This is a genomic window from Phormidesmis sp. 146-12, assembly GCF_052939495.1.
On record NZ_JBJPHS010000039.1, the window covers coordinates 24,466 to 36,992 of the forward strand.

Genomic DNA, 12,527 nt, shown 5'->3' on the forward strand with positions numbered 1-12,527 from the left:
ATACAGGCGAATTGGTGAAGTTTGTCGCGTCAACTCACAGCCGGATTGTTTTGTATCGGTGTTTTTTGAGCCAATTATTGTTTCTAAAGCTAGTAGTTGCCGGATAAGCTGAGTGATTTTTGTAACTTAATAACGGGCACAATGGCTTTAGTCTTTTGCTGACACGAATTAGAGTTGCCCGATCGTTTTAACTTGTGAGTTTTAGGAGTACAGAATATGGAATCTGCTGGATCGTCCGTTTGGAATCGTTCTGAAGTGTCGTTAGAGACGGCCTTACCCGATTTGACCTCGCAGGCGGCATCAGCCCCGCTCACAACTTCACTGTCGCGATCGGCTTCTCTACTGTTTGTCGATTCCAAGGTGAGCGATTATCAAAGTTTGATCGCAGGCACCCAAGCCGAAGTTCACATTCTCGATTCGACGGACGCGATCGCTCAGATTACTCAAACTCTGATAGGACGATCCAACATTTCCAGTTTGCAGATCCTCTCTCATGGAGCAGCCGGAAGTTTAGCCTTGGGAGGGGATTGGGTGGATTTGGGCGATCTCGATCGTTACGCCAACCAACTACAATCCTGGGCAAGTGCGCTGACCGAAGATGCTGATATTCTGCTTTATGGCTGCGATGTGGCCGAGGGTAAAATCGGTCAAACCTTTGTACAACAGTTGGCAAAATTGACAGGTGCAGAGGTCGCCGCTTCGGATGACTTGACAGGCAGTTCGGCTCTCGGTGGCGATTGGGATTTGGAAGTGAAGACGGGAGACATTGAGACACCTTTAGTCTTCGACCCACAAGCTTTGGCCCGTTATGACCACACTTTGGCAAATGTAGGGGATGTGACCATCAACGAGTTTTCTCAAGGCAGTGGTGGAGGGAAAGAGTGGGTCGAAATTTTGGTCGTCACCGATAACCTGAATCTTCAGAACCATCGACTCCTGGATGGCAACAATTCACTAAACATTCAACTAACTGGTACTGGCTTTGCATCGTTGAAATCGGGAACGTTGATTGTGCTGTACAACGGGGGTGATCAAGATGGAACGATCACCCCGGACTTAGCCTATAACCCCACAGCAGGAGACTACTCTCTACAAGTCTCTTCCCTAAACGCCACTGGAAACTTTGCACTCACTCGCACTCTTGGCTGGAGTGGACTGTCTGGTGAATTTGGTAATGCAAGCCAGACAGATCTTCCGCAGCTAGTCAATACCAGTGGAACACAAATTTATGTTCTGCCTAGACAAAGCAGTGACGGAGGAAAATTTACGGCCTACCAGAGTAACGGTGCTGCGGGTGCTACCAATGCAAATAACTGGTCGCCTGATACCGTATCCACATCTGCAACGCCTGGACTTCCTAACGGTGGAAGTAATACAACCTGGATCAATAGCTTGCGTGGCAACGTTGCTCCTGTGCTAGATACTACTGGCAACCCGACTTTACCAACTATTCGGCAAGGAGTCTCTAATCCCATTGGGACGCGAGTCGCTGATCTGATTGCGAGTTTGGGCGGAACGGGCATCACGGATGCAGACTTTGGAGCACTCAAGGGGATTGCCATTACCGGAGCCGACAACACCAATGGAACCTGGCAATTCTCTACAAACGGCGGCACCAACTGGACAAATCTGGGCACTGTTTCGGACAATGCTGCTACCTTGTTAGGCGCAACGCCTCTCTACGCCCCTGAACTAGGAAATGCGATTAACACCCAGAGTTGGCTGTCTTATAACAATCTGCGATTTGTCTCTGGTATAGCTTTAGCGGGAACCTCAACTCAATTCCCTGGAACCAACGGCACTCTGCTCAACACCACAGCAGATATCCGCAACTATGCAGGCTACACCAACTATCAAATCAATCCTGATTTCTCACAATCCTTCAAGAATCCGGCGTTTCCATCCCTCGATCGCGCTTCCGGTTACGATCTCTCCTTCAATCTACAAGTTCTGCAAGAAACCCATACGAATAACGATCGAGGCTTTGCAGTCATTCTGCTCGGTCAGGACAATCAAGGCATTGAGCTAGGCTTTCAATTTGACGGCACGAACGGTCGCATTTTTGCCCAAAATTTAGACGCTCAAAATCAGTTTGTAGGAGCCGAAAGTATCTCCTTTAACACCAATGCACTCACGGCCTACCGATTAGCGATTCAAGGCAACACCTATCAGTTGTTTGCTAATGGGACGCAGATTTTGACGGGGACTTTACGCGACTACCGCAACTGGACTTCTCCAGACGGATCGCCTAGCCCCTATGCGCTGCCTAACTTTGTCTTTTTGGGTGACAACACGACTTCGGCTCAAGGCATCTTCAATGTGGGTCAGATCGCCCTTCAGACCGACACCCGGATTCGATTTGTCCCCAATGCCACCTATGCGGGTAACGCACAAATTAGCGTTCGGGCCTGGGATGGGGCTGATGGTGGAAGCAACGGACAAGCCAGTGTGAGTGTCACCAACAACGGAGGCACCACAGCATTTAGTACGGCGGTAGAAACGGTTACGATCGCAGTCACTCCCCTCCCCACCCTGGGCATCAACCGGGTTACTCAAAACGAAGGTAACAGCGGCACCACGGCTTATACCTTCACCGTCACACTCTCACAAGCTATCAACGATACCGTCACCGTCAACTACACTACGGTTGATGCCACAGCCACCGTCGCTGATAGTGACTATGTAGCGGCTTCTGGTCAACTCACCTTTGCCCCCAACCAAACAACTCAAACTATCACCCTTCTTGCCAACGGAGACACCCAGCCCGAAAATAACGAAAGTTTTGGCGTTCGGCTCTCTAATGCGAGTAATTCAACCATCAGCGGCACAGGCATTGGGTTAGGAATTTTGGTCAATGATGATGCGACCTCTGCCTGGCAAGTCGTGAGCAACGCCGACTTTGACCGAGATGGCTCGATCGACCTGCTCTGGCGCAACGCAATCACCGGACAAAACAGCATTTGGAAAATGAACGGCACCAGTTTTGCCTCGTCGATCGACCTGCCCACCGTGACTGGAGGCTGGAAAGTGATGGGATTGGCAGACTTTGACAAGGATGGCTTTACCGACATTCTCTGGCGCGACCCTAACACCGGAGGCAACGGCATTTGGAAGATGAACGGCACCAGTTTTGCCTCGTCAATCGCGCTGGCAACCGTCACAGGAGGCTGGAGCGTCGCAGGGTTGGCAGACTTTGACAAAGATGGCTTTACCGACATTCTCTGGCGCGACCCCAACACCGGAGGCAACGGCATTTGGAAGATGAACGGCACCAGTTTTGCCTCGTCGATCGCGCTGGCGACCGTCACAGGAGGTTGGAGTATCGCAGGTTTAGCAGACTTTGACAAAGATGGCTTTACCGACATTCTCTGGCGCGACTCCAACACTGGAGCCAACAGCGTTTGGAAGATGAACAACACCAGTTTTGGGTCTTCTATAACGCTGCCTTCGATTCTGGGATCTAACTGGAGGATTGCGGGCGTAGCTGACTTTGACCGAGATGGCTCGATCGACATTCTCTGGTATGACGCTCAAGATGGCTTTACCAACGTTTGGAAGATGAATAGCACCAGCTTTGAGTCATCCTTCTCACTACCGACCGTAGGAGGCGCGAACTGGGAAGTCGTCGGACTCCAAGACTATGACAAAGATGGAAAAGTAGATATTCTATGGCGAGCCGACAATACCAACTCAACAACGATTTGGAAGCTTGACGGATTGAACTTTAGCTCATCGACTGACCTTCCGCTGGTGCTGTAGACACGAGTCGCTCGATCGAATTTCTCAAGCTTAGGGCAGATTGCACAGTCTGCTCTATTTTTTTGTTTGAACGACTCAGATCAGGTCTTGAACCGTGCAGTGCTTGGGGAGACGGAGCCTCTACTCATGCTGGTGACAACCTGCCTGAGCAAGTACTGTCGTAGAGCCAAGAATCCCCGTGGCTTTAGCCCTGGAGAGTGTCAAAAAAGAGCGCTTGGCTTCAGGTTCAAACTTTTGTGTGCTCACAAATTTGCGGAGACTGCGTGATTAAAGATATTGGCTCTACAATTTCGAGAGTTGTGGGCAACCGTGTGTTTTAATAAACTACTTCCCTATCAAAGTTAGCCAAACTAACCTAAGTCTACTCAAATCGAAACCGCACAAGTTTGCAAGATGGTGAAAGAGATGAGCATTTTTTGTCCTCTTAGCGGCGAGTCTGATATTTCGCTGCTCGACAAAATCGACGCGGAGGTTTTGAAGAAAGTCTACCGTCAATCCTATTTGAGGTTAGATGTTTCATCTGAGCTAGAACAAGTTCAACAAATTGGTTTTTATCACTGCACTAAATCAGACTTAAGGTTTTTTCATCCTGCTGTTATGGGGTCAGAGCAATTTTATGAAAAACTCCAAAGATTTGATTGGTACTATACCGATGAAAAGTATGAATATGAGTATGTCAAAAATCTAATTAAAAAAACTGACCTTCTTCTTGAAGTCGGCTGCGGAAGTGGAGCCTTTGCTGAGAAAATTGACGTTCAAAACTACGTTGGATTAGAGCTAAGTGAAAAAGCCCAAACGATGGCATCTCAGAAAGGTTTCACCGTAATTAGAGAATTTGTGGAAGAACATGCTGCCTCAAAGACTGAATATTATGATGTCGTCTGTGCCTTTCAAGTATTAGAACATGTTGCAAACGTTCGATCGTTTATTGAGGCTAGTCTTCAATGTCTCAAACCCGGTGGCTTGCTGATTTATTCAGTGCCCAGTGCTGATTCTTTTTATGCATTACTGACTAACAATGTACTCAACATTCCGCCTCATCATGTAACCTGGTGGTCTGACAAAGCTTTGATGTATGTAGCTGATTTTTTTGATCTAAAGTTGATCTCTATTCATCACGAAAAGCTGTCTCCTTTACATAGAAAAGGATATCTCGCCTACATCTTGACCCAGCGCCTCAAGCAGTTATTTAGCATTCGAGAACGGCTGTTAGATGATTCACTGATTTATCGGCTGATCTCCAAATTTTCGACCTTAATCAGTCTATTTTTAGAACCTGGTCTACAAGACGATCGGGCACTACCAGTTGGGCATTCAGTCATCGTTGTTTACCAAAAGAAGGGGTAGCTTGAAAACTTTACTACTCAGTACCTTTGACATTAGCGGCGGCGCGGCGCGTTCTGCTTATCGACTGCACCAGGGATTGGCCAATTGTGGAACTGACTCAAAGATGTTAGTGCGCGCTAAGTTTAGTCAGGATTCTTCTGTGATTGGGGCTGATCAAAAAGTTACTCAAACCTTAAGTCGGCTAAAAACTTCTGTTGACGCTCTACCTAAAATATTGTTTAGAGGATTGGATAAAAATAAGCGAACTCCTTATTCTTTACATTGGGTTCCTGCGTTTAATTTGTCTAAGATTAAAGAACTAGATCCCGATATTATTAATATTCACTGGATTGGTGGTGGTTTTCTCAAGATAGAAGCGATCGCTCAACTAAAAAAGCCGATCGTTTGGACACTGCATGATATGTGGGCTTTTACAGGGGGATGTCACTATAGTCAGGGGTGCGATCGCTACCTAAAAGCCTGTGAAAGCTGCCCACAAATGCCGCCTAGATATCACTTAGATCTATCAAGTTGGGTGTGGCAGCGTAAGTCAAAAGCTTGGGCTGGTTTGAATCCAACTATCGTAACTCCAAGTCGCTGGCTGGCTAATTGCGCTCGTTCAAGTGCCTTATTTCAAGATTATAGAGTTGAAGTAATTCCTTATGGGTTAGATACAGAAACCTATAAGCCTTTTGAGCAGACCTTTGTTAGGAATAAGCTGAAACTTCCTTTGGATAAATACTTAATTCTTTTTGGGGCAAGTGATGCTCTTAGCAACTCAAGAAAAGGCTTTAACTACTTGCGATCGGCGCTAGAAACTCTCAACCACAAACTTCGCGATCGCTGTGAACTTGTCATTTTTGGTGCCTCCCATTCTGATGGAATTGACTTGGGAATTAAAGCGCATTATCTAGGAAACTTCAATGATGAAACTGCCTTAGCTCAAGTTTATTCAGCCGTTGATGTATTCGTTGCTCCTTCTCTAGAAGACAATTTGCCAAATACCGTAATGGAATCGATCGCCTGTGGAACTCCCTGTGTTGCTTTTAATATTGGTGGAATGCCGGATATGATTGATCATCAGCAAAACGGCTATCTGGCAAAACCTTTGGACGCGATCGACTTGGCACAAGGTATCACCTGGGTACTTGAAAACAGTCAATCCCAAAAATTGCGCTATGCTGCTCGTGAAAAGGTTGAACAGGAGTTTACATTAAATCTACAAGCCAAACGCTATTTGACCCTTTTTGCAGAGATTAGAGAAGACTTCTACGCCCTCAAAACCCCAAGTAAAATTCCGTAATGCGGTCAGATTTTAGAATTGGCGGTCAACAAGTCATAATAAAATTCATCTCGGTTTAATTACACTTCTAAGCGTGATTTTGCATCTGTGCCCATCTGTATCTTTGTCCGAATTGTTCCAACCTTACGCTTGATGCGTGCGATCGGGCCTAAATCAAAACAAATTCTTTGAGTGAACTGATCAGCCTTAGCATCTCGAATCATAAAAGAAGGGTGAACAAGGGGAAACTCTAATGCTTGAGTTGCCATATTTTCTAGCAAACTTCCTGTCGCTTTGGTATGCGTTGCGGTCGAATCAAATCCAATATTAGAGACTAAATTGACATTGGGTAAAATGGCTAGACCACTCTGCATCCAACAGGTATAAACCCAGGCAAAATCCCAGGTATCAATTTTGTTTTCGTAAAAGGTTTGAAATATTTTCGTCCAATATCGAGCCGCATTCCTATCACCTAACCAATCATTAAGCCAGTCGCCGTCGCGTAGAGTTTCCCACTGCTGCATCTCAAGATCATACTGTTGCCATGCCCGCCGCCAAGTTGCCCAGCCCCAAATGTGTGGATAACAGGAAAAGTAGTAGCTGTGGGGCATTCGTCTGCGACCAAACTGAAAATTACTGCCTGCGATCGCCATAATCCGCAAATCATCACGATAGCGATCAAGTAGAGCTTCACAAAAAGGAAAAAACGTTGAATCTGGTAGACAATCATCCTCCAAAATAATCGCCTCCTCTACTTGCTCAAACACCCAATCTAGCCCGGTAGAAACACGCTGCTTACAGCCTAAATTGATATCAGAATAGTTTTTTAATACGTCACAATCCCAGTCAACTTGATCAATAATGGCACGCACCGCAGCACATTGTTCAGCTTCTCCAGTGCGGTTCGATCGCGGCCCATCCGCCACAACAAGCAACTGGGTTGGTTTAGCTTGTCGAATCGCTTCAAAGACTCTGGCAGTAGTGTGCGGCCGATTAAAAATGAGAAAGGCAACAGGAGTCATTTCTTCTTTCTAAGGAGCTACCGAGAGATAGAACTATCAGGATTTGACTGGGTTAAATTTTGAGAGAATGCTGAACTTCAGGAAGAAATTTCTTATTAATTGCAACAATGTTTTGATAAGCAAAAATCTCCCAATGCATTGGAGAATAATCACCCATTGGAATCAGTCCATCTGGAAGCAATCTGTAGAATGAGTAATCAGTTAGCAGATTTAGAATGTCTTTGAGAAAGACTCGACTGACTATATTCATTTCATTAAACTCAAATTGAACCATATCTATATTTCTCTGCTTGAGTGTTTGCTGAGTTCCTAATAAAACCTTTAGTTCATTTCCCTCTGTGTCAACTTTGAGAAGTCTGATGTGATCGAGATTAGAGTGTTGAATAAACTCGTCCAAAGTGATGACATCTACTTCCCAACTTTCAGAAGCGCCTTTGTGAATGTTACTGATAACGTCTTGATAAAGAGAGGCATGAGTTGAGCCACTTTGATCGCCCTGATAATCGTATAGTTTTAGCTTTCCTTGGATATCACTACAGGCTGCGTTGATTGCAGTGTAATGATGCTGGCTTGCCTGATCTGATAACTTCTCAAAAGTTATTGGGTGAGGCTCAAATGCATATATCTTGGCAGTTTGTGAAAGCCTTCTAACTTTATTAGAATACTCTCCAACATTGGCACCTACGTCAATGACCACCCCATCATCTAGGAACTCAGAAATTTGGTTAAGAAAGGCATCTTCTCCACTCTGCTGATCATCGTCATAGTTGAGGAGTCCTATTCCTCTCAAGCTCAGTTGAAAAATTAATTGATTTAACCTAAAAAGTGATTTTCTAAGAAAAATGAGTCGATAGATTCTGATTAAAACATCTCTAACTTTCTCACGAAGAACCTTCCGCATGTCAATCTCTCCTGGATGAACGATCGCAAAAACTCTTAATGCTTTTACTTATTCTATAAAGAGCGCTGGGGATTATTAAAGCTTTGGTTTGCATTCCAAAAAATGCTCTCGTTTTTGCAAAGAAAGCAGTCGCAATGTAGGCTGCAAAACATTGAGCAATCAGAGTAGAAATAGCCGCTCCGACTCCTCCGTAAAGCCGGATAAAGAAATAGTTTAGGATGACGTTAACCCCTGCTCCGATGGCAGTTGACAGAAATGCAAACGACATATAGCCTTCTACTGTCGTCCAAGAGGTTCGCACCACTCCTAAAGAGACAAATAGACCACTCCAGATGTGAATTGATAAGATTACTCCAGCCTCTGCATAACTTTCTCCATAGAGCAGCGTCACGATTTGATTAGCAGATAATGACACAATCAATGCGATCGCATATCCCAGGGCGGACAACCAATCGAGAACTTTTTGAAGTCGATCAAAGTAAATCTCTGAGCCTTTTTGTTTAGCTTGTACAAGGGCTGGAAAGATGGAACTGGTGATAGCTAAGGGGATAAAGTACCAAAGCTCCGATACTCTAACTGCTGCTGAATAGATGCCAACCGCTGCGTCGTCTCTCATCTGCCCGATCATAATTTGATCAGTTCTCATGTAGATCATGATGACAAAACTGGAGAGGATTAATGTCCAGCTATCTTTTAGCAATTCTACGGCACGTTCAGTGCTAAATCTCCAGGCTCTAATCAGGTTTCCTTGAAGTCGATAAATGCTCAATAAGCCAAGCGCGCTCAAAGAAGCTTCTACTAAGTAAGATAATGCAAATAGAGTTAACGAAGCATGTAGATAAATCAGTAAAACTCTCAAAAGATTGGCGGCGACTAATGCTATATTTTTAGCCCAAATCGAGTATTTTGATTGAGTTTGTGACTGAAACCAGAAGTCAATAACATAAAAGGACTCAAACAGCATTCCTGCTGTAAAAATTGCAACTAGCCAATGCAATATAGCTTCTTGAGGGCGAAGTATTAGAATAATGCTAACTGCTACCAAAATGGCTAGTAGCTGGGCCACTAACTTTAGAATTAAAGCGGTTCCCAGCGTCTCATCTTTGCATTCCGGCTCACGGACTATGTTTCTGATGATGATTCCATCGAGACCCAAGTTCGCGATCGAGTTAAAGATAGAGGAGAATGCAAACGCATAATTATAAAGACCAAACTGCTGCGGTTCTAAATAACGCGCAACCCAGACACCTACAACTAGTCCGATCGCCATCCGTAAAATCTTGTCGCAAAACAGCCAGGTTGCATTCCCTAAAATCTTCAATAGATTAGGACTTAGCCTTTGCGTGATGATGGACAGCCTATTTGTCATTAATTTATGCCTCTAACTCATATCGACTGCGCCACCTAAAAACACCATCTGTAGATTTTATACAAAAAGCCTTGGAGACTTAGAATCACCCTGTCCAGAATCTTGGCACAACTGCACTTAAAAAATTCTAGTCTTACCTCAACATTTTCTTAGACCAGTAGAGAGATTACCGGATATAATAATGCGAAACTGTCCTGGAAGTTCATAAAAAGTGCTTGCTGCTCCAGTATTCAAGTGATTTGAAAAGTCCAGCTTGTACATGGAGAGAGGGCACAAAATCAGCACCTTTACCCGTTGTTAACAATGACTTCTTACAATCCACGCCCTCTAATTCCTGCCTCTAGTGGTGACATAGAGTTTGGCAATAATACAGAGGAAGTCTAACACTCTTTAAGTAAAATTTTGAGGTCGATCGAGAAGATTCTTTAAGTTGCAATTTTCATTTTCTGCAAACCCCCTCAGCAGTCTTATACCAGGAGAAGAAGGAAGACAGTAGAAGCCCTGTGAACCCAAAATACAGATACAGTAGACATGATCCAAACCGACTTGATTTTCCCTTCAAAGAAGCAGCAACCTTTAAGCCACTATTTTCTCTGGTTTTGGACAATGATGATTACTGCGAGCCTGATTCTGTCTCCTAGATTGGGCGAGAGTGGGCTGTTAAATTTTATTCGAGTAGACGATGTTCTGCTTCCGATCACGGCGATCATCACGATCGTGCTGCTTCCTAGAATTCGTCCTATTCGCAAAATCGTGCTGGCTTTTCTGAGTTTGTTTTTGTTTAACTCGATAGTAGCAGTCGTCAATCACTATTCTGGCTTTAACAACGTCTCACTCTTTGAAAAGCTTCTTCCTTCCTTAAAAAGCTCACAGTATCTAATCTACTTCTGTTTCTTCTTTGCAGTCTCCTGTAAATTAGCGTCGAAGGAGTTTAAGAGGATTGCGGCTAGCTTAATCTTCTGCTTTGTTCCTAACTTGATCTATGCATTTATTCAGATTACTACCTCAAGTTTCTCAGGTTACTACGGATTAGGGATTTTGAATGAAATTAGTCCTACGCTCACTGGCTCTGTATTTTACTTCTTCGCAATCTTGTGTAGCTTATTTTTCATGATTGAAAGAACTGAGATCAAACAGGCTTTCTGGGTAGTCTTATTTTCACTAAACGTCATTTTTACAGGGCTTACTGGCTCAAGAGGCGCGCTTTTATCTTTGTTAGTTTATTTATTTATCTTAGTTTTTTATGCACTGTTAAATCTTAGAAATAGCAGCAAGTTAGGAGGTCGCTTAGTGTTGCTTTTGATAGTCGGTGTGACTCTCTGTTATCTCTTCATGACTTTGAGTCCGATGCTGGGAGTTAACATACAGCCCTTGTTAGAAAATCTACCTCAACGTCACCTGGAACTATTTACTTCAGATGTTCAAGAAGAAGGTAGGGTGACCAACTGGTCTGGAGTGATTTCAGACTATGCGTGGCTGGTTTCTCAATCTCCTGCGCTAGGTTTGATTGGATTGGGGTCGGGAGGCACCTATGAAATCTTTGGCATGTTGCTCAATGCTGCGGATAGTCAGTTAGTTTATGTTGCTGTGAGTGGCGGTCTAGTTGGCGGTTTGTTGTATCTGAATGCTTTGAAAGAACTATACTTATTTTTTAGAAGAAAGCTATCACAAACCCTCCTTCCAATTGCACCTTTGATGATAGGACTTTTCTGGTCTTTCATGACATTTTCAATCACTCAGGAAGTGTTTACACTGTCAAAAACTGGAGGGTTATTTTGGATGTTGTGTGGCTTTCTCAGTGGTGCGATTTGCAGTCAGTCTGTTTCAAGGAAGTCTGAGCCTCACCAAGCGTGATAGTGATGAATTGTGGAGTTTCTGCCAGTAATGTCCGCTTACAAGAATTCAGTCTTTTCTTAAATTATTTTCGTAAACTAGAGGCGCAACTGACTCAATTAGCCTCATTGATTTAGCCTCATTGATCGAGAGAAGCACAATCATGAACCAGCCAACGCATACAAATGAGCAGGTTTTCATCCAGCTTGATGTAGTTACCTTGAGTCGAAATTCTTCTAAGGTAATTCCAGCAACTTTAGAGAGTGTGAGTTCGCAAACCTACTGCCACATTAATCATTTAATCATTGACGGAGGCTCTACCGATCGTACTTTAGATATTATTCAAGAGTTCGATCATGGCAAGTCTCTTTCAATCGTTGATCAGCAGGGTTCTGGAATTACAAATGCGTTTAACATTGGCTTGAGCCACTCTGCGGGACATCTGATTATCTTTCTCAATTCGGGGGATGTTTTTGTGGATGAGAATGTAGTAGCCAGACTGGTAGAATCTTATCGAAGCGATCGCTGGCTTTGGGCCTTTGGAGAAACGATTTCTAGAAGTCGTAGAAAATATCTCAAGCGTCATATCAAACACCCTCAACGATGGCAACAAGAATTATTTCTATATGGCAATCCAATTTGTCATCAATCTGCGGTCTTCTCCCGTGAGATTCTCGAAAAGGTTGGACGATATGATGAGCAGCTTTTTTTAGAAGCAGACTATGACTTTAATGTAAGAGCTTCTCTAGTTGCTCCACCCCATCTCTTGCGCTTTCCAGTCGCTTATTATGATACGACGGGGGTATCCTCTACGAAGGTATTTGAAAGCTATTTATGCCATCGAAAACTGCGTAGAAAGTACTTTTCTTTTAACCCAGTTCGCAACTTTTTGCTCGACGCGACCTGCTTATTAAAAACAACAAAACGTTTTTTGATGATTCCTGCCAAGCAGCTTTTATAAAAGATTTCTAAATGATGAATGCCGTCAATAAATTGTAATTTGGTTAACCGATTTGTCTTATAAATCAGAGGTGT

Annotated in this window: 8 protein-coding genes; 5 read left to right on the plus strand and 3 right to left on the minus strand. The window is 44.0% G+C overall.

What is annotated here, in order from left to right; genetic code table 11:
• Nucleotides 1–216: 216 nt before the first annotated feature.
• From ACKFKF_RS17265 to ACKFKF_RS17275, 3 genes are all read left to right on the plus strand, one after another.
• The gene (locus ACKFKF_RS17265) at nucleotides 217–3,759 is read left to right on the plus strand and encodes a DUF4347 domain-containing protein (RefSeq protein WP_446868820.1); all 3,543 of its coding nucleotides are present in this window, start codon (nucleotides 217–219) and stop codon (nucleotides 3,757–3,759) included.
• 405 nt (nucleotides 3,760–4,164) lie between these two features.
• On the plus strand, nucleotides 4,165–5,106 hold the full coding sequence (locus ACKFKF_RS17270) for a class I SAM-dependent methyltransferase (protein ID WP_446868821.1): 942 nt from the start codon (nucleotides 4,165–4,167) through the stop codon (nucleotides 5,104–5,106).
• Between the two features lies 1 nt (nucleotide 5,107).
• Complete coding sequence (locus ACKFKF_RS17275; RefSeq protein WP_446868822.1) at nucleotides 5,108–6,388, plus strand: glycosyltransferase family 4 protein; 1,281 nt, start codon at nucleotides 5,108–5,110, stop codon at nucleotides 6,386–6,388.
• A gap of 59 nt (nucleotides 6,389–6,447) precedes the next feature.
• Here ACKFKF_RS17275 and ACKFKF_RS17280 read toward each other — a convergent pair whose 3' ends face one another.
• From ACKFKF_RS17280 to ACKFKF_RS17290, 3 genes are read right to left on the minus strand one after another with little or no spacing between them, the layout of a single operon-like run.
• Complete coding sequence (locus ACKFKF_RS17280; RefSeq protein ID WP_446868823.1) at nucleotides 6,448–7,389, minus strand: glycosyltransferase family 2 protein; 942 nt, start codon at nucleotides 7,387–7,389, stop codon at nucleotides 6,448–6,450.
• Nucleotides 7,390–7,441: 52 nt separating this feature from the next.
• Complete coding sequence (locus ACKFKF_RS17285; protein ID WP_446868824.1) at nucleotides 7,442–8,290, minus strand: FkbM family methyltransferase; 849 nt, start codon at nucleotides 8,288–8,290, stop codon at nucleotides 7,442–7,444.
• Nucleotide 8,291: 1 nt separating this feature from the next.
• Nucleotides 8,292–9,659: a flippase gene (locus ACKFKF_RS17290; RefSeq protein WP_446868825.1), complete on the minus strand. Its 1,368-nt coding sequence runs from the start codon at nucleotides 9,657–9,659 to the stop codon at nucleotides 8,292–8,294.
• 717 nt (nucleotides 9,660–10,376) lie between these two features.
• On the opposite strand from ACKFKF_RS17290, the gene ACKFKF_RS17295 reads away from it, so the two are divergent.
• Nucleotides 10,377–11,513: a hypothetical protein gene (locus ACKFKF_RS17295; RefSeq protein ID WP_446868826.1), complete on the plus strand. Its 1,137-nt coding sequence runs from the start codon at nucleotides 10,377–10,379 to the stop codon at nucleotides 11,511–11,513.
• Between the two features lie 142 nt (nucleotides 11,514–11,655).
• The gene (locus ACKFKF_RS17300; protein ID WP_446868827.1) at nucleotides 11,656–12,453 is read left to right on the plus strand and encodes a glycosyltransferase family 2 protein; all 798 of its coding nucleotides are present in this window, start codon (nucleotides 11,656–11,658) and stop codon (nucleotides 12,451–12,453) included.
• The last annotated feature ends 74 nt before the right edge of the window (nucleotides 12,454–12,527 follow it).